This is a genomic window from Phenylobacterium hankyongense (assembly GCF_003254505.1).
Taxonomy (GTDB): Bacteria; Pseudomonadota; Alphaproteobacteria; order Caulobacterales; family Caulobacteraceae; genus Phenylobacterium; species Phenylobacterium hankyongense.
Genome location: NZ_QFYP01000002.1, coordinates 1 through 18,370, shown reverse-complemented (window position 1 = coordinate 18,370; position 18,370 = coordinate 1). Strand labels below are relative to the sequence as shown.

At 66.5% G+C, this 18,370-nt stretch carries 16 protein-coding genes and 1 tRNA gene; 2 read left to right on the top strand and 15 right to left on the bottom strand.

Annotated elements, in window-relative coordinates:
- From DJ021_RS18420 to rpsL, 4 genes are all read right to left on the bottom strand, one after another.
- Window positions 1–127 (bottom strand): GTP-binding protein (locus DJ021_RS18420; protein ID WP_243626200.1); only part of this gene is annotated, 127 nt, incomplete at its 3' end.
- 48 nt (window positions 128–175) lie between these two features.
- Window positions 176–2,254, bottom strand: a complete 2,079-nt coding sequence (fusA, locus tag DJ021_RS18415) for an elongation factor G (protein WP_111459191.1) — start codon at window positions 2,252–2,254, stop codon at window positions 176–178.
- A 102-nt stretch (window positions 2,255–2,356) separates the two neighbouring features.
- Entirely contained in the window at window positions 2,357–2,830 is a 474-nt protein-coding gene (gene rpsG / locus DJ021_RS18410; RefSeq protein WP_111459190.1) for a 30S ribosomal protein S7, read from the bottom strand.
- Window positions 2,831–2,842: 12 nt separating this feature from the next.
- The gene (gene rpsL / locus DJ021_RS18405) at window positions 2,843–3,214 is read right to left on the bottom strand and encodes a 30S ribosomal protein S12 (RefSeq protein ID WP_111459189.1); all 372 of its coding nucleotides are present in this window, start codon (window positions 3,212–3,214) and stop codon (window positions 2,843–2,845) included.
- Window positions 3,215–3,535: 321 nt separating this feature from the next.
- On the opposite strand from rpsL, the gene DJ021_RS18400 reads away from it, so the two are divergent.
- Window positions 3,536–4,255, top strand: coding sequence for a hypothetical protein (locus DJ021_RS18400; RefSeq protein ID WP_111459188.1), 720 nt, complete (start codon window positions 3,536–3,538; stop codon window positions 4,253–4,255).
- Between the two features lie 83 nt (window positions 4,256–4,338).
- Here DJ021_RS18400 and rpoC read toward each other — a convergent pair whose 3' ends face one another.
- From rpoC to DJ021_RS18350, 10 genes are all read right to left on the bottom strand, one after another.
- Window positions 4,339–8,532, bottom strand: coding sequence for a DNA-directed RNA polymerase subunit beta' (gene rpoC, locus DJ021_RS18395; protein ID WP_111459187.1), 4,194 nt, complete (start codon window positions 8,530–8,532; stop codon window positions 4,339–4,341).
- 94 nt (window positions 8,533–8,626) lie between these two features.
- The gene (gene rpoB / locus DJ021_RS18390; protein WP_111459186.1) at window positions 8,627–12,697 is read right to left on the bottom strand and encodes a DNA-directed RNA polymerase subunit beta; all 4,071 of its coding nucleotides are present in this window, start codon (window positions 12,695–12,697) and stop codon (window positions 8,627–8,629) included.
- 494 nt (window positions 12,698–13,191) lie between these two features.
- Window positions 13,192–13,578, bottom strand: coding sequence for a 50S ribosomal protein L7/L12 (gene rplL, locus DJ021_RS18385; RefSeq protein WP_111459185.1), 387 nt, complete (start codon window positions 13,576–13,578; stop codon window positions 13,192–13,194).
- A gap of 45 nt (window positions 13,579–13,623) precedes the next feature.
- Window positions 13,624–14,139 (bottom strand): 50S ribosomal protein L10, encoded by a 516-nt coding sequence (rplJ, locus tag DJ021_RS18380; RefSeq protein WP_111459184.1) that lies wholly within the window; start codon window positions 14,137–14,139, stop codon window positions 13,624–13,626.
- Window positions 14,140–14,443: 304 nt separating this feature from the next.
- Complete coding sequence (gene rplA / locus DJ021_RS18375) at window positions 14,444–15,139, bottom strand: 50S ribosomal protein L1 (RefSeq protein ID WP_111459183.1); 696 nt, start codon at window positions 15,137–15,139, stop codon at window positions 14,444–14,446.
- A 4-nt stretch (window positions 15,140–15,143) separates the two neighbouring features.
- Complete coding sequence (gene rplK, locus DJ021_RS18370; protein ID WP_111459182.1) at window positions 15,144–15,575, bottom strand: 50S ribosomal protein L11; 432 nt, start codon at window positions 15,573–15,575, stop codon at window positions 15,144–15,146.
- Window positions 15,576–15,757: 182 nt separating this feature from the next.
- Window positions 15,758–16,168, bottom strand: coding sequence for a GxxExxY protein (locus DJ021_RS18365; protein ID WP_243626199.1), 411 nt, complete (start codon window positions 16,166–16,168; stop codon window positions 15,758–15,760).
- A gap of 15 nt (window positions 16,169–16,183) precedes the next feature.
- Window positions 16,184–16,753 (bottom strand): transcription termination/antitermination protein NusG, encoded by a 570-nt coding sequence (gene nusG / locus DJ021_RS18360; RefSeq protein WP_111459181.1) that lies wholly within the window; start codon window positions 16,751–16,753, stop codon window positions 16,184–16,186.
- A 4-nt stretch (window positions 16,754–16,757) separates the two neighbouring features.
- The gene (gene secE / locus DJ021_RS18355; RefSeq protein ID WP_111459180.1) at window positions 16,758–17,063 is read right to left on the bottom strand and encodes a preprotein translocase subunit SecE; all 306 of its coding nucleotides are present in this window, start codon (window positions 17,061–17,063) and stop codon (window positions 16,758–16,760) included.
- A 74-nt stretch (window positions 17,064–17,137) separates the two neighbouring features.
- Window positions 17,138–17,213 (bottom strand) — tRNA-Trp (locus DJ021_RS18350).
- A gap of 194 nt (window positions 17,214–17,407) precedes the next feature.
- Between DJ021_RS18350 and DJ021_RS18345 the strand changes: the two genes are divergently transcribed.
- Window positions 17,408–17,608 (top strand): hypothetical protein, encoded by a 201-nt coding sequence (locus DJ021_RS18345; protein ID WP_111459179.1) that lies wholly within the window; start codon window positions 17,408–17,410, stop codon window positions 17,606–17,608.
- A gap of 68 nt (window positions 17,609–17,676) precedes the next feature.
- Here DJ021_RS18345 and DJ021_RS18340 read toward each other — a convergent pair whose 3' ends face one another.
- On the bottom strand, window positions 17,677–17,985 hold the full coding sequence (locus DJ021_RS18340; RefSeq protein WP_111459178.1) for a hypothetical protein: 309 nt from the start codon (window positions 17,983–17,985) through the stop codon (window positions 17,677–17,679).
- Window positions 17,986–18,370: the final 385 nt, after the last annotated feature.

The following is an 18,370-nucleotide window of genomic DNA, read 5'->3' as shown; positions in this document are numbered from 1 at the left end:
TCGCACCGCCCGCCTTCGCCAGCGTCATCGTGATCGCCGCCGTCAGCGTCGTCTTGCCGTGGTCAACGTGACCAATCGTGCCGATGTTGCAGTGCGGCTTGTTGCGTTCGAACTTTTCCTTGGCCATTTCAAGCTCCAGCCCTGTCCGGGCCTGTCCTCTAAACTAGGGTTGGAATTAGGCGTACTTCTTGATCACTTCGTCGGCGACGGCTTGCGGCACCGGATCGTAGTGGTCGTACTGCATCGTGAACTGCGCCCGGCCTTGTGACATGCCCCGCAGGTTGTTCACATAGCCGAACATGTTCGCCAGCGGCACGAAGGCGTTGATGACGATGGCGTTGCCGCGCACGTCCTGGCCCTGGATCTGACCGCGGCGGCCGTTCAGGTCGCCGATGACCGAGCCCAGGTACTCTTCCGGGGTCACCACCTCGACGGCCATGATCGGCTCGAGCAGCTTCGGAGCGCCCTTCTCGCGCAGCTCCTTGAAGGCCGCGCGGGCGGCGATCTCGAAGGCCAGCACCGAGGAGTCGACGTCGTGGTAGGCGCCGTCGATCAGGGTCGCCTTGAAGTCGATCAGCGGGAAGCCGGCCAGCAGGCCGTTTTCCTTCGAGGACTCCAGGCCCTTCTGGACGCCGGGGATGAATTCCTTCGGCACCGAGCCGCCGACCACCGAGCTTTCGAACACGAAGCCCGAGCCCGGCTCGCCGGGTTCGAACACCAGCTTGATGCGGGCGAACTGGCCCGTGCCGCCGGTCTGCTTCTTGTGCGTGTAGTCGATCTCGGCGCGCTTGCCGAGGCTCTCGCGGTAGGCCACCTGCGGCGCGCCGATGTTGGCTTCCACCTTGTAGGTGCGCTTCAGGATGTCGATCTTGATGTCCAGGTGCAGCTCGCCCATCCCCTTGAGGATGGTCTGGCCGGACTCGTGGTCGGTGGAGACCGTGAAGGACGGATCCTCCGCCGCCAGCTTGGCCAGGGCGACGCCCAGCTTCTCCTGGTCGGCCTTCGACTTCGGCTCGACGGCGATCTCGATGACCGGCGCCGGGAATTCCATGCGCTCCAGGATCACCGGCGACTTCGAGGGGTCGCACAGGGTGTCGCCGGTCCGCGTGTCCTTCAGGCCCGCCAGGGCGACGATGTCGCCGGCGAAGGCTTCCTTGATGTCCTCGCGGTTGTTGGAGTGCATCAGCAGCATGCGGCCGACGCGTTCCTTGCGGTCGCGGGTGGAGTTCAGCAGGCCCATGCCGGTCTCGAGCTTGCCCGAGTAGATGCGGCAGAAGGTCAGCGAGCCGACGAACGGGTCGTCCATGATCTTGAACGCCAGGACCGACAGCGGCTCCTCGTCGGAGGCCTTGCGGACCACCGGCTCTTCGGTGCGGAAGTCGATGCCCTGGGTCGGCGGGATGTCCACCGGCGACGGCAGGTAGTCGACGACGGCGTCCAGCAGCGGCTGCACGCCCTTGTTCTTGAAGGCCGAGCCGCAGAGGATCGGATAGAAGGCGCCGGTCAGCACCGCCTTGCGGATGCACTTCTTGATCACCGCTTCCGACGGCTCTTCGCCGGAGAGGTAGGCTTCCATCGCCTCGTCATCGAGCTCGACGGAATTCTCGATCATGTAGTGGCGGGCGGCTTCCGCCTTTTCCTTCATGTCGGCCGGGATTTCTTCGTCGTGGTAGTTCGCGCCCAGGCCGTCGTTTTCCCAGACCACGGCCTTCATGCGGACGAGGTCCACGAGGCCCTTCAGCGAGGTCTCCGAGCCGATCGGCAGCTGGATGGGAACGGCCTTCGCGCCCAGGCGGTCGCGGATGCTCTCCACCGACTTGTCGAAGTCGGCGCCCAGCTTGTCCATCTTGTTGACGAAGACGATCCGCGGAACCTTGTACTTGTCGGCCTGACGCCAGACGGTCTCGGTCTGCGGCTCGACGCCGGCGTTGCCGTCCAGCACGGTGACCGCGCCGTCGAGCACCCGCAGCGAACGTTCCACCTCGATGGTGAAGTCCACGTGCCCGGGGGTGTCGATGATGTTGAGGCGCTTTTCCTGCCAGTAGGCGGTCGTCGCGGCCGACGTGATGGTGATGCCGCGCTCCTGCTCCTGCTCCATCCAGTCCATGGTGGCGGCGCCATCGTGGACTTCACCGATCTTGTGGCTCTTGCCGGTGTAATAGAGAATCCGCTCCGTCGTCGTCGTCTTCCCGGCGTCGATGTGCGCCATGATTCCGAAGTTGCGGTAGTCTTCGATTTTGTGGATGCGGGGCATAGCGGATAGCTCTGAGAAAAGGGCTGTTCGTAGGGGGCTGAACGAACGGCGCGGGCGGTTTAGCTCAAACCGCCCGCGCCGGGAAGCTCAGGATATAGGGTGTTACCAGCGGTAGTGCGAGAACGCCCGGTTGGCTTCCGCCATCTTATGGGTGTCTTCGCGCTTCTTCACCGCGGCGCCGCGGTTCGAGGAGGCGTCGAGCAGTTCGCCCGCCAGCTTCTCGGTCATGGTGTTTTCGCCCCGGTTGCGCGCGGCGGTCACGATCCAGCGGATGGCGAGCGCGCGGCGGCGGTCCGGACGGACTTCCATGGGCACCTGGTAGGTCGCGCCGCCGACCCGGCGGGACTTGACCTCGATGGCGGGCGAAACGTTTTCCAGGGCCGAGTGGAAGGTCTCCAGGGGACCCTGGTCCTTGCGCTTGGCCTCGAGGATATCGAAGGCGCCGTAGAGGATGTTCTCGGCGACGGCTTTCTTACCTTCGTACATCACGTAGTTCATGAACTTGGTGACGACGAGGTCCCCGAACTTCGGATCGGGAAGGACTTCGCGTTTCTCGGCGCGACGGCGGCGGGACATGCTTCTTCTTCCTTACTTCGGACGCTTGGCGCCATAGAGCGAACGGCGCTGCCTGCGGTCCTTCACCCCTTGGGTGTCGAGCACGCCGCGCAGGATGTGGTAGCGGACGCCCGGAAGGTCCTTCACGCGGCCGCCGCGGATCAGCACCACCGAGTGCTCCTGCAGGTTGTGGCCTTCGCCCGGGATGTAGCACACCGCTTCGATGCCGGTGGTCAGACGGACCTTGGCGACCTTCCGCAGAGCCGAGTTCGGCTTCTTCGGCGTGGTCGTGTAGACCCGGGTGCAGACGCCGCGGCGCTGCGGGCAACCCTTCAGGGCGGGAACCTTGTTCCGGGAGGGCTTGTCGTGGCGCGGTTTGCGGATGAGCTGGTTGACTGTCGGCATCTAATCTCTGCTGCGTGGAGGCGTGTGCCGTTGGGCCGGGGCGCCTCTGTGGGGGTTCTTGTTATCGTCTGGTTCCGAAACCGCCCGTCGAACGCAAAAACTCGCCGGCACGCCTTGCTCTTGCGTTCCGGCGGGAGACGTTCAAACGGGACAGGGAAGAATCCCGGCCTCGAAAGAGCGCGCTACATAGTCGGGAAGCGGCCGGGCGTCAACGTTTGCGGCGCGCGCCGGGGCGCCGCAAGAAGGGGGTGCGGGTTCGCCACGAAATCGCCGCGGGAACGCCGCTCGTTACACCCAAGCTGGAGAGGAACGTAAGCGCGAATGCAGACGGCGAGCCGCCGCCGGACGATCAGCGCGTTAGCCGCCTCGGCCGCCGCCCATCTCGTCTTGCTCACGGTGCTTGCGCTGCAGGCGCCGATGCTGCGCGTGCCGCCGGAGGTCGGGGGCCCGCCCGAGCCGGTGATCCCGATCCTCATCATGCCGCGCGTGCCGCCGGCGGCGGCCGGGACCGGCACGCGGCCGGCGCCGATCCAGCTCCATCGCCGTCCGCAGCGCAACCTGCCGCCCGCCCTGCCCCTGCCGCCGCTGGTAGTCGCGCCGGCCAAGCCTGAGGACTCCGCGGCGGCGCCCAAGACCTCGGGTCCCACCCTCACGCCGCCGCCGCCCGCGCCGCCGGAGAGCGTCCGCTCGGCCCTGCGCACGACCTTCGGCTGCACCGAAGCGCAGATGGCCGGCCTGAGCCAGAGCGAGCGCGAGCGGTGCCTGGAGACCCTGGGCCGCGGCGCGCGCGACGCCCCGTTCCTGCCGCCGGGCGCGGGGCTGTCGCGCGACAAGCGCGCTGCCTTCGACAAGGCCGCCGCCGACAAGGACACCCGCAAGACCGCCATGGATCGCCCGGCGGCGGGGGCGACCACCTTGCCCGCGCCGTCCGACTACGACGGCGAACCCTACCAGAGCGGCGCGGGCGCCAGCGCCCTGGGGCCGCAGAGCTTCCCGTCCAGCAAGCGCGCCGCGCCGAAGCTGGACCGCCTGCCGCCATAGGTTCCAAACGAAACGGCCCGGGATCGCTCCCGGGCCGCTCGTTACGCGTGACTTGGTACTGGAGAGTTTGGGTGCGGGGGAGCCTAGGACTCCACCCGCTCCGCTTCGGCGGCGTCGGCAATCGCTTCCGGCAGCGGCTCCATGGCCTCCTCGCGGCTGGCCGTCAGGGCCTCGTCGCGCTTGGCGGCGATGCGCTGCAGGTTGCGGAGGTACGAGCCCGTGCCCGCCGGGATAAGGCGGCCCACGATCACGTTCTCCTTCAGCCCTTCGAGGGTGTCGATCTTGCCCTGCACCGAAGCCTCGGTGAGCACCCGCGTGGTCTCCTGGAAGGAGGCCGCGGAGATGAAGCTGCGGGTCTGCAGGGACGCCTTGGTGATGCCGAGCAGCACAGGCTGGGTGAGCGCCGGACGGCCGCCACGGGCCTCCGCCTTGGCGTTCTCCTCCTCCACCTCGGACTTGTCGAGGTGGTCGCCTTTCAGCATGCCCGTGTCGCCGGGCTCGAGGATCTCGAGCTTCTGCAGCATCTGGCGCACGATCGTCTCGATGTGCTTGTCGTTGATCGGCACGCCCTGCAGTCGGTAGACCTCCTGGATCTCATTCACCAGGAACTCGGCCAGCGCTTCGATGCCCTGAATCCGCAGGATGTCGTGCGGATCCGGGTTGCCGTCGATCAGGTACTCGCCCTTGCGGATGATGTCCCCGTCGTGGACCGCGATGTGCTTGCCCTTCGGGATCAGGAACTCGACCGCCTCGCCGCCGTCCTCAGGCGTGATCTTGATGCGGCGCTTGTTCTTGTAGTCCCGACCGAACTCGACGCGGCCGTCCATCTCGGCGATCACCGCGCAGTCCTTCGGACGGCGGGCTTCGAAGAGCTCGGCCACCCGCGGCAGACCGCCGGTGATGTCCCGGGTCTTGGCGCTTTCGGTGGGGATCCGGGCCATGACCTCGCCCGGCTTCACCTCGTCGCCGTCGCCCAGCGACAGAACCGCGCCCACCGGCAGCAGGTAGCGCGCTTCGCCGCCGTTGGAGATCCGCATGTAGGACCCGTCGGCGCCGATCACCGCCATGGCCGGACGCAGGTCCGAGCCCTTGGTGGAGGCGCGCCAGTCGATGACCACGCGGTTGGAGATGCCGGTGGCTTCGTCGGCTTCCTCGCGGACCGACATGTTCTCCACCAGGTCCTCGAACCGCACCCGGCCGCCGACTTCGGTGATGATCGGGGTGGTGTACGGGTCCCATTCGGCCAGGCGCTGGCCGCGCTTGACCTTCTCGCCGTCCTTGACGCGCAGGCGCGCGCCGTAGGGCGGCTTGTAGGCTTCGCGTTCCTTGCCATCGACCATGACGGTCAGGGCCAGGTTGCGGCTCATGCCGATCAGGTGACCGTCGGCGTTCACGACGGTGTTGCCGCCGCTGATCTTCACCACGCCGTCGTTGCCGCTTTCGAAGAACGACTGCTCGGCCACCTGGGCGGTGCCGCCGATGTGGAAGGTCCGCATGGTCAGCTGGGTGCCGGGCTCGCCGATCGACTGGGCGGCGATGACGCCCACGGCCTCGCCGATGTTCACCGGCGTGCCGCGCGCCAGGTCGCGGCCGTAGCAGGCGCCGCACACGCCGACCTTGGCTTCGCAGGTCAGCACCGAGCGGATCTTCACCGACTGCACGGCGGCGTTCTCCACCACGTCGACCATGTTCTCGTCGAGGTAGGTGTCGGCCGGCACGATGACTTCGTTGCTGCCCGGATCGCGGATGTCCTCGGCCGCGAAGCGACCCAGGATGCGCAGCCCCAGCGAGACCAGCACGTCGCCGCCTTCGACCACGGCGCGCAGGGTGATGCCCCGCGTGGTGCCGCAGTCTTCCTCGACGATGATGCAGTCCTGCGCCACGTCGACGAGACGACGCGTCAGATAGCCGGAGTTGGCGGTCTTCAGCGCGGTGTCGGCCAGGCCCTTACGGGCGCCGTGGGTGGAGTTGAAGTACTCCTGGACGGTCAGGCCTTCCTTGAAGTTCGAGATGATCGGCGTCTCGATGATCTCGCCGGACGGCTTGGCCATCAGGCCGCGCATCCCGCCGAGCTGCTTCATCTGGGCCTGCGAACCCCGGGCGCCGGAGTTCGACATCATGAAGATCGAGTTGATCTCGCCTTCACGGCCGCTGGCGTCCTTCTCCGCGGTGGAGACCTCGGCCATCATCTCGTCGGCGACGCGGTCGGTGGCCTTCGCCCAGGCGTCGACCACCTTGTTGTACTTCTCGCCCTTGGTGATCAGGCCGTCGGCGTACTGCTGCTCGTACTCTTCGACCAGCTTGCGGGTCTCGGCGACGATCGGCGCCTTGCGGGCCGGGATCACGATGTCGTCCTTGCCGAACGAGATGCCCGCCTTGGCCGCCTCGCGGAAGCCCAGCCCCATGATCTGGTCGGCGAAGATGACCGTCGCCTTCTGACCGCAGTGCCGATAGACGGTGTCGATCAGGTTGCCGATTTCCTTCTTGGTCAGGTTCTTCTCAAGAAGGCGGTGACCCACGGCCGGGTGGTGCGGGAACAGCGCCGCGATCTTCATCCGGCCCGGCGAGGTTTCGATGACCTTGCGGACCAGGTTGCCGTCGGCGTCCATCTCGCTGTGGCGGGCGCGGACCTTGGAGTGCAGGGTCACGACGCCGGCGTCCAGCGCCTGCTCGATCTCGGCCAGGTCGGAGAACGCCTTGCCTTCGCCCGGCTCCCCGTCGCGGAGCAGCGACAGGTAGTAGAGGCCCAGCACGATATCCTGCGACGGCACGATGATCGGCCGGCCGTTGGCGGGCGACAGGATGTTGTTCGTCGACATCATCAGCACGCGCGCTTCCAGCTGGGCTTCCAGCGAGAGCGGCACGTGGACGGCCATCTGGTCGCCGTCGAAGTCGGCGTTGAAGGCCGCGCAGACCAGCGGGTGCAGCTGGATCGCCTTGCCTTCGATCAGCTTGGGCTCAAAGGCCTGGATGCCGAGGCGGTGCAGGGTCGGGGCCCGGTTCAGCAGCACCGGGTGCTCGCGGATCACCTCGTCGAGGATGTCCCAGACCGCCGGCTGCTCACGCTCCACCATGCGCTTGGACTGCTTGACGGTGCCCGACAGGCCCTTGGCGTCCAGCCGCGCGTAGATGAACGGCTTGAACAACTCGAGCGCCATCTTCTTCGGCAGGCCGCACTCGTGCAGCTTCAGCTCAGGACCGACCACGATGACCGAGCGGCCCGAGTAGTCGACGCGCTTGCCGAGCAGGTTCTGGCGGAACCGGCCCTGCTTGCCCTTCAGCATGTCGGCCAGCGACTTCAGCGGCCGCTTGTTGGCGCCGGTGATGACCCGGCCGCGACGGCCGTTGTCGAACAGGGCGTCGACGGCTTCCTGCAGCATCCGCTTTTCGTTGCGGATGATGATGTCCGGCGCGCGCAGCTCGATCAGCCGCTTCAGGCGGTTGTTGCGGTTGATGACCCGGCGATAGAGGTCGTTCAGGTCGGAGGTCGCGAAGCGGCCGCCGTCCAGCGGCACCAGCGGGCGCAGTTCCGGCGGGATCACCGGCACGACCGTCAGGATCATCCACTCCGGCTTGTTGCCGCTCTCGAGGAAGCTTTCCATCAGCTTCAGGCGCTTGGACGCCTTCTTGAGCTTCATCTCGGAGGTGGTGGTGACCAGCTCTTCGCGGAGCTTGTCGGCTTCTTTGTTGAGGTCGAGCGCCTTCAGGAGGCCCTGGACCGCCTCGGCGCCGATCTCGGCGGTGAAGCTGTCGTCGCCGAACTCGTCCTGGAAGCGCATGTAGTCGTCTTCCGACAGCAGCTGGTGCTGCTTCAGCGGGGTCAGGCCCGGCTCGGTGACGATGTAGTGCTCGAAGTAGAGCACGCGCTCGATGTCCTTCAGCGCCATGTCGAGCATCAGCGCGATGCGCGAGGGCAGGCTCTTCAGGAACCAGATGTGGGCGACCGGCGAAGCCAGCTCGATGTGGCCCATCCGCTCGCGCCGGACGCGTGCGAGAGTGACCTCGACGCCGCACTTCTCGCAGATGATGCCCTTGTACTTCATGCGCTTGTACTTGCCGCACAGGCACTCGTAGTCCTTGGTCGGACCGAAGATGCGGGCGCAGAACAGGCCGTCACGTTCCGGCTTGAACGTGCGGTAGTTGATCGTCTCGGGCTTCTTGATCTCGCCGAACGACCACGACCGGATCTTCTCCGGCGAAGCGAGCGCGATACGGATCTGGTCGAAGGTCGGAGCGGCCTGGACCGGATTGAAGATGTTCAGGACTTCCTGGTTCATCTTGGTTCCTTCTGCGGGGCGGTCCCCGCGAAAATTTCAAAGCAGGACGGAGCGGAGCGCCCTCCCCCGATCACGAGGGAGGGCAAGGCGTCCGTCAGCTGTTCTCCAGCTCCACGTTCAGGCCCAGGGAGCGCATCTCCTTGACCAGCACGTTGAAGCTTTCCGGGATGCCGGCTTCGAAGGTGTCGTCGCCGCGGACGATGGACTCGTAGACCTTGGTCCGTCCGGCCACGTCGTCCGACTTCACCGTCAGCATCTCCTGCAGGGTGTAGGCGGCGCCGTAGGCTTCGAGGGCCCAGACCTCCATTTCCCCGAACCGCTGTCCGCCGAACTGGGCCTTGCCGCCCAGCGGCTGCTGGGTGACCAGGCTGTAGGGGCCGATCGAGCGGGCGTGGATCTTGTCGTCCACCAGGTGGTGCAGCTTCAGCATGTAGATGTAGCCGACCGTGACCGGGCGCTTGAAGCGCTCGCCCGACTGGCCGTCATACAGGTACGACTGACCCGACCGCGCGAGGCCCGCCTTCTCCAGCAGGTTCTCGATGTCGTCGATGTGGGCGCCGTCGAACACCGGGGTGGCGAAGGGGATGCCCTTCGACAGGTTCCGGGCGAGCTCGAGCAGCTCCTCGTCGCTTTCCGGCAGTTCTTCTTCGGGGCCGTAGGTTCCCTGCAGGTAGTCGACCAGCGCCTTGCGCTGCCCGCCGTTCTGCCAGTCCTCCATCAGCTTCGCGACCTGCTTGCCCAGGCCCGCGGAGGCCCAGCCGAGGTGGGTCTCGAAGATCTGGCCGACGTTCATGCGCGAGGGCACGCCCAGCGGGTTCAGCACGATGTCCACCGAGGTGCCGTCTTCCAGGTACGGCATGTCCTCGATCGGCAGGATCTTGGAGATGACGCCCTTGTTGCCGTGACGGCCGGCCATCTTGTCGCCCGGCTGCAGCTTGCGCTTCACCGCCACGAACACCTTGACCATCTTCATCACGCCCGGGGGCAGTTCGTCCCCGCGCTGCAGCTTGTCGACCTTGTCCTCGAAGCGGCGGTCGAGCCGCTTGCGGGCCTCGTCGAACTGGCGGCGCATGGCCTCCAGCTCGGCCATGGTCTTCTCGTCGTCGAGGGCGATCTGCCACCACAGGCCCGGCGCGATCTCTTCCAGCTTGTCGGCGGCGATCTCGCCGCGGCCCAGGCCCTTCGGACCGGAGACGGCGTTCTTGCCCACCAGCAGCTGGCGCAGGCGCGAGGTCATGTTGCGGTTCAGGATCGCGAACTCGTCGTCGCGGTCCTTGCCCAGGCGGTCGATTTCCGCCCGTTCGATGGCCAGGGCGCGTTCGTCCTTGTCGACGCCGTGCCGGTTGAACACGCGGACCTCGACGATCGTGCCGGCCACGCCGGGCGGCAGCCGCAGCGAGGTGTCGCGGACGTCGGAGGCCTTCTCGCCGAAGATGGCGCGCAGGAGCTTTTCTTCCGGCGTCATCGGGCTTTCGCCCTTCGGGGTGACCTTGCCCACCAGGATGTCGCCCGGCAGGACCTCGGCGCCGATCGCCACGATGCCCGCTTCGTCGAGGTTGCGGAGCGCTTCCTCGCCGACGTTGGGGATGTCGCGGGTGATCTCTTCCGGGCCGAGCTTGGTGTCGCGGGCCATGACCTCGAACTCCTCGATGTGGATCGAGGTGAAGACGTCATCGCGCACGATGCGCTCGGAGATCAGGATGGAGTCCTCGAAGTTGTAGCCGTTCCACGGCATGAACGCGACGAGGGTGTTGCGGCCCAGGGCCAGTTCGCCGAGCTCCGTGGACGGGCCGTCGGCGATGACGTCGCCGGCCGCGATCCGATCGCCCACCCGCACCAGCGGACGCTGGTTGATGCAGGTCGAGGTGTTGGAGCGCTGGAACTTCTGCAGGCGGTAAATGTCGACGCCCGGCTTGGTGGGGTCGGTCTCTTCCGTCGCCCGGACCACGATCCGGGTGCCGTCGATCTGCTCGACCACGCCGGAGCGGCGGGCGACGACCACGGCGCCGGAGTCGACGGCGACGATCGCCTCCATGCCGGTGCCGACCAGCGGCGCATCCGACTGGATGAGCGGCACGGCCTGCTTCTGCATGTTCGAGCCCATCAGGGCGCGGTTGGCGTCATCGTTTTCCAGGAACGGGATCAGCGAAGCGGCTACGGACACCACCTGCTTGGGCGACACGTCCATCAGGTCGACGTCGGCGCGCGGCAGCAGCGAGGGTTCGCCGTTGATCCGGCCGGGGACCAGGTCCTCGACGATCGAGCCCTTGTCGAGCTTGATGTTGGCCTGCGCGATGACGTGCTTGGCCTCTTCCATCGCCGACATGTAGACCACCTCCTCGGTGGCCTGGCCGTCCTTGATCCGCCGGTAGGGCGTCTCGATGAAGCCGTACTTGTTCACCACCGCGTGGGTGGCGAGCGAGTTGATCAGGCCGATGTTCGGGCCTTCCGGTGTCTCGATGGGGCAGATCCGGCCGTAGTGGGTCGGGTGCACGTCGCGGACCTCGAAGCCCGCCCGCTCGCGGGTCAGACCGCCCGGGCCAAGCGCCGAGAGGCGGCGCTTGTGGGTGATTTCCGACAGCGGGTTGGTCTGGTCCATGAACTGCGAGAGCTGCGAGGAGCCGAAGAACTCCCGCACCGCCGCCGCCGCCGGCTTGGCGTTGATCAGGTCGTGCGGCATGACCGTGTCGATATCGACCGAGCTCATGCGCTCCTTGATGGCGCGTTCCATGCGCAGCAGGCCGACGCGGTACTGGTTCTCCAGCAGCTCGCCCACCGAGCGGACCCGGCGGTTGCCGAGGTTGTCGATGTCGTCGATCTCGCCGCGGCCGTCGCGCAGGCCCACCAGGGTCTTGAGCACCGCCAGCACGTCTTCCTTGCGCAGGATCCGCACGTCGTCGGGGCAGTCGAGCTCCAGGCGCATGTTCATCTTCACGCGGCCGACCGAGGACAGGTCGTAGCGCTCGGAATCGAAGAACAGGCTCTTGAACATCGCCTCGGCGGCCTCGACCGTCGGCGGCTCGCCCGGACGCATGACCCGGTAGACGTCGAACAGCGCGTCCTCGCGGGCGGTGTTCTTGTCCACCCGCAGGGTGTTGCGGATGTAGGCGCCCACGGTGACGTCGTCGATGTCGAGGACGGCCAGGGTCGAGAAGCCCTGCTCTTCCAGCGACGCCAGCAGCGTCGGGTCGAGTTCGTCGCCGGCTTCGGCGTAGATCTCGCCGGTTTCCGGGTTCACCAGGTCGCCGGCCAGGTACTTGCCGGTCAGCGCCTCGGGGGCCAGCAGCAGGGTCTTGAGACCCGCGTCGGCGAACTTCTTGGCGTTACGGGCGGAGATCTTGGTGCCGGCGGGCGCGATCTCTTCGCCGGTGTCGGCGTCGATCAGCGGGAATTCCGGCTTCACCCCACGCCAGCGGTCCGGCTTGTAGGCCGTGGCCCAGCCGCCTTCACGCTTCTCGTAGGACAGGGTCTCGTAGAAGGTGGAGAGGATCTCCTCCCCGTCCATGCCCAGCGCCATCAGGAAGGTGGTGGCCGGCAGCTTACGGCGGCGGTCGATGCGGACGTAGATGATGTCCTTGGCGTCGAACTCGAAGTCGAGCCAGGAGCCGCGGTAGGGGATCACGCGGGCGGCGAACAACAGCTTGCCCGAGGCGTGCGTCTTGCCCTTGTCGTGGTCGAAGAACACGCCCGGCGAACGGTGCATCTGCGAGACGATGACCCGCTGCGTGCCGTTGACGATGAAGGTGCCCTTCTCGGTCATGAGCGGGATGTCGCCCATGTAGACGTCCTGCTCCTTGATGTCCTTGACGGAGCGGGCGCCGGTCTCTTCGTCGGTCTCGAACACGATCAGGCGCAGCTTGACCTTCAGCGGCGCGGCGTAGGTCATGTCGCGCTGGACGCATTCCTCGACGTCGTACTTCGGCTCTTCGAACTCGTACGAGACGTACTCGAGCACGGCGCGCTCGTTGAAGTCCTTGATCGGGAAGACGGACTTGAAGACCGCCTCGATCCCCTCGTCGCGACGCTCGCCGGAGCGGGTCTCGCGTTGCAGGAACTGTTCGTAGGAGGAGCGCTGAACCTCGATCAGGTTCGGCATCTGCACGGCTTCAGGGATGCGGCCGAAAGACTTCCGGATCCGCTTCTTACCGGTGAAGGATTGCGCCATTTTTGTCCCTTGAAGACGGCCGGGAACGGACTCCCGGCGTCGAAATTTTCATCCTGCGTCCACCCTCGGCTCTCCTCCGTGGAGGAGCCGGACGCTGGAAAGTCCCTGTATCGTCAGGGACGCTCCCTCGCATGGTCTGAGGGCGACGGACCATGCCTCGGAGATTGCACGCGCGAAGAACCGCGTTTCGGAATCGGAAATTTCGCGAAGCAGCGGAAATAGGCCTTTTGCCGGCCGAAGGGAAGCCCCTCGCGCGAGAAATCGCGCAAGAAAATAAGGCGGCGCGGAATGGAGTGTCCGCGCCGCCTCGTTTGGAGTCCCCGGGTTTGGGCCCGGGGACGGTGCTAGCTTCCGATAGTCTACGCTGGTCGCGCACCCCCAAACCAGCGGGCCGAGAGCGAAGTTCCCGGCCCAAATGCGCGGCGGCACGAAAAAAGGGCCGGGATCTCTCCCGGCCCTTTCGATCGCTTGAAGCGCGTACCCGCGCCGCCAGATTACTTGACCTGGACGGAGGCGCCGGCTTCTTCGAGCTTCTTCTTGATCTCTTCCGCTTCCTGCTTGGAGACGTTTTCCTTCACCGGCTGCGGAGCGCCTTCGACGAGGTCCTTGGCTTCCTTCAGGCCGAGGTCCGGACGCACCGAGCGGACTTCCTTGATCACGTTGATCTTCTTGTCGCCGCCGCCGGTCAGGATGACGGTGAACTCGGTTTGCTCTTCGGCCGCTTCGGCCGGAGCCGCGCCGCCGGCGCCCGGAGCCGCGGCCACCGCGACCGGAGCCGCCGCGGAGACGCCCCACTTTTCTTCGAGCAGCTTGGAGAGCTCCGAAGCTTCCAGGACGGTCAGGGTGGAGAGGTCTTCCACCAGTTGTTGCAGGTTAGCCATGTGGATTGATCCTTTGGATGAGGGTGTTGTCGGGGAAGATGACGATCAGGCGGCGTCTTTGGCGGCGTAGGCCGCCATGACGCGCGCCAGCTGAGCCGCCGGCGCCTGCAGCACGCCAGCGATCTTGGTCGCGGGCGCCTGGATGAGGCCGATGAGCTTGGCGCGGAGCTGGTCGAGCGACGGCAGGCTCGCGAGAGCCGTCACCGAGGCCTTGTCCAGCACCTGTTCACCCATGAAGCCGCCAATGACCGTGAACTTGTCATTGTCCTTGGCGTACTGGGTGGCGACCTTGGCGGCGGACACCGGGTCGGACGCGAAGGCGATGGCGACAGGACCCTTGAAGAGGGTGTCGCCCGCTTCGCCGATCGAACCGTTCAGAGCCTTCGTGGCCAGGGTGTTCTTCACCACCTTCAGCTGGGCGCCTTCTTGACGAAGACGACCCCGCAGATCGGTCATTTCCGCAACGGTCAGACCCATGTAGTGGGTCACGACCACGGCGCCGGCGCCGGCGAAATCGCTTTTCAGCGTCTCGATGGCGACCTGCTTTTGAGCGCGGTCCATTGCGGTCTCCATACTCAGGTTCGACGCGCGCGAAAGTGCGCACGCCGGATAGTCAACCTGTCCGAAGAGAAGCCGCAGCCTCGCGCCCATCCTGGTCGGATGGCCGGAAACCTCATCTTCCCGTCTCCCTGCGGCCGAGGAAGGGCTCTTCCTCGCGTTCCGGCCCCGGGTGACCCCCGCGGCTACGCAGTTCTTGGACAGGACCAGGGCGCGATGGACTGCGCCCTGCCCTCGCCCTCCGTGAGGAGCGGCGAAATACTAGAAGGCGCGCCGTTTACACGAGCGCGCCTTCAAACTCAATCGCTTAGACCGGGGCCCCGAAGGCGCCGGCGTCCACCTTGAAGCCCGGCCCCATGGTCGAGGAGAGGCTGATCTTCTTGATGTAGGTGCCCTTGGCGCCGCTCGGCTTGGCGCGGTTGAGCGCCTCCACCAGCGCCCGGACGTTGGCCAGCAGCGCTTCTTCGGTGAAGCTCGCCTTGCCGATGCCGGCGTGGATGATGCCGGTCTTCTCGGTGCGGAACTCGATGGCCCCGCCCTTGGCGTCCTTCACGGCCTGGGCGACGTTGGGCGTCACCGTGCCGACCCGCGGGTTCGGCATCAGGCCGCGCGGGCCCAGCACCTTACCCAGACGGCCGACGAGGGCCATCATGTCGGGGGTGGCGATCACCCGGTCGAAGTCCATGAAGCCGCCCTGGATGCGTTCCACCAGCTCTTCGGCGCCGACGATGTCCGCCCCGGCCGCTTCGGCCTCGGCGGCCTTGGCGTCCTTGGCGATGACGGCGACGCGGACGTCGCGACCGGTGCCGGACGGCAGGTTGACCACACCGCGGACCTGCTGGTCGGCGTGACGCGGGTCGACGCCCAGGTTGACGGCGATCTCGACGCTCTCGTCGAACTTGGCGGTGGCGTTGGCCTTCACCAGCTTGACGGCGTCTTCGAGCGGATGGGCGGCCAGGCGGTCGCCGGTCCAGGCCTTGATGCGCTTGGTTTGCTTGCTCATGACCCTAGCGCTCCACGATCTCGAGGCCCATCGAACGGGCAGAGCCCTCGATGATGCGCGATGCAGCCTCGACGTCGTTGGCGTTGAGGTCCTTCATCTTCTTTTCGGCGATCTCGCGCAGCTGGGTGCGGGTGATCTTGCCGACCGTCTCGCGGCCGGTGGTCTTGGCGCCCGACTTCAGGCCCACCGCCTGCTTGATGTAGAAGGTGGCCGGCGGGGTCTTGGTGACGAAGGTGAACGACTTGTCCTGGTAGACGGTGATCACCGTCGGCAGGGGCGTGCCCTTCTGTTCCTTTTCGGTGCGGGCGTTGAACTCCTTGCAGAAGCCCATGATGTTGACGCCGCGCTGGCCGAGCGCCGGCCCGATGGGCGGCGAAGGCGTGGCGGAGCCCGCGGGCACCTGCAGCTTGATATAGCCCAGAATCTTCTTGGCCATCTTTGCTCCTCTGTGGTCGGCGATCCGACCTGTTGAGCCGTGGTGCGGGGTTACGGTGGCCGCCCCCTCCCACGGATTTTAAATCGCGCAAGCGCGAAGCCGGCGCTCTTAGCAGGCCAGCGGCTCCGGAACAACCAGGGCCTTGTCGGCAGTCGACCACCAAGACCGCGAAGATCACGAAGCTAGCGGATGAAGCGCCTAAGTCCGTGACGTAGCTGGAGCGAGTTGAAATTCATCAGATAGCCGAGACGGAAACCCGACGGCTTGAGGTATGTCAGGATCTGGGCCTCGTGGAGGCGCGCGAGCGCCTCAACCGCCTTCACCTCGACGATGACAGCGTCCGCCACGACAAGGTCTAGACGATAGCCCGCATCCAGGCGGAGACCGTCGAACTCGATCGGCAGCGAAACCTGCCGACGCACCCCCACTCCGCGGGCGTGCAGTTCATGCGCCAGGCATTGCTCGTCAGCCGACTCCAGCAGCCCGGGCCCGAGCACTCGGTGAACCTTGATCGCGGAGTCGACAATCACCCGACCGGCCGCCTCGACCTCAGCCGGAAGACCGCGGTGTCCTTCGTGGTCTTCGTGGTCCAATTCGAAAGCCGAGCCTTAGGAGGTCTTCTCCACCTGCCCGTACTCGAGCTCGACCGGCGTGGCGCGTCCGAAGATGGACACGGTCACGCGCAGGCGGGCGCGTTCCTCGTCGACCTGTTCGACCGAGCCGTTGAAGCTCGCGAACGGACCGTCGGTGACCCTGACCTGTTCGCCGATCTCGAACTGGATGGTCGGCTTCGGCCGCTCCACACCCTCTTCGATGGCGCCGATGATGCGGGCGACTTCCTTCTCGGAGACCGGCATGGGCTTGGAGCCCGAGCCGAGGAAGCCCGTCACCTTCGGGGTGTTCTTGATGAGGTGGTAGGCCTCATCGGTCATTTCCATCTTTACCAGGACGTAGCCCGGGAAGAACTTGCGCTCGGCGTTCACCTTGCGGCCGCGGCGGATCTCCACGACGTCCTCGGTCGGAACCAGGATGTCGGAGAAGTTCTCGTCGAGACCCTGGGCGTGGGCCTGCTCCTTGATGGACTCCGCCACCTTCTTCTCGAAGTTCGAGTAGGCGTGGACGATGTACCACTTGTGGCGCGGGTTGGCGGGTGCGGTGGTTTGGGCGGCTTCGGACATCTGATTACCCGGCGCTGGCCAGTTTGAGGATTTGGGAGATGCCGAACTGGAGACCGGCGTCCACCAAGGAGAAGAAGGCCGCGGCGAGGACGACCATGATCGCCACCATTACCGAGGTGATCCAGGTTTCGCGGCGGGTCGTCCAGGTGATCTTGCGCGCTTCGGCGCGGACCTCCCGGAAGAACTGGGCGGCGCTGGTCTTCTTTTTCGGCTGGCTCTGAGCGACCGCCGCAGGCGAGGCCATGGCCGCGGCCGTCTTGGCCGCGCGGCTCCTCATCGCTTGCGGGCTCGAACCCGGTTTCCTGGCCATGGCGGCTTTCTTAAACTCGTCTCTTGGGTCGCCTCGAGCGGCGCCCCGGTTCACTTTAACACGTACTCATATGGTGGCAGGAGTGGAGGGACTCGAACCCCCGGCCCTCGGTTTTGGAGACCGATGCTCTACCAGCTGAGCTACACTCCTAGACGCACCGCCCATATGGGGCCAATGCCCCGAACAATGAACAGCGCGCCGGAAAGCGGTCAGGCCTTCCGGCGCGCGCGGCTCATCGCCGGAGCCGGGTCGTTTAGCAGGGGCGCCGATCTGCGGCAAGGCGGATCGAAGCGGCGCGCCGGCCGTTCCCGAAGGCCGAACGCCGCAGCCCGCGAGGCCCTCCGATGCCCGATTCAGATATCCAGAAGCGCTACAACCGCGACGACGAGCAGAAGCCCGGACGGCCGCCGCGCACCGCCGCCGAACCCCGGGGTGCGGAGCCCTCGGTCAACTCCGACAAGACCATGACCGACCCCGCGTCGGGCGAGCCCAAGCGGCAGCCGCCGGCCCCAGGCCGGGCGGCGTCGGACGAGGTCCGGCGCTAGCCGCGCCTGGACCGTCTTGCGCCGGCGCGGACGTCGGCGGCGCAAGACGCCAGATAGAGCGAGGGCAGCTATCCCGCGGGTTTCACCGGCCCGCACTGCAGGGTGAGGTAGTCCACCTTCACGTCGGTCAGCTTCGAGCCGCAGGCCGTCACCGCTCCGGCCGCCCGCCCGGTCAGCGAGACGCCGACGCCGCGGGACAGGTCCACGCCGGCGGAGGTGATGTCATAGGCCTTGCCCTCGGCCGCGATCGTCGTGCAGCCCGGCTTCGGCGAAGTGGGACAGCCCACCGCCGTGATCGTCTCGCCCTGGGCTTCCCCGCCCGCGGCGTTGGCGGTGCTGGCGCCCTGGCTGCAGCTCACGCATCCGGCGATCGCCATGGCGAGGATCGCCGCTCTCCCTAATGTCACGCGCATTGTTGTTCCCTCAGGCACATGCCCCTTGTCCCCGTTCGGACAAGTCCGACTGTGCGCCTCGGGAATTGACGCGGCAATCCGGTATTTCTCTGTTCTGTCGAAAGACGCACGCCCACAAGTTGTTGCTTTCGCTTAACATTTTGAAATCCGGCCGGCGACTTTGCCGCCGCGTCCGGCGCTCAGGCCAAGCTTTGCGATTCGCTTCCGCCCCCGCCGCATGCCGGACAGCAAAAAGGCCGCCGGGGAGGTCCCGGCGGCCTGCTTGATGTTCGCGAGGGGCGGTGAGGCCTACTCGATGATCTTCGACACCACGCCGGCGCCGACCGTGCGGCCGCCTTCGCGGATCGCG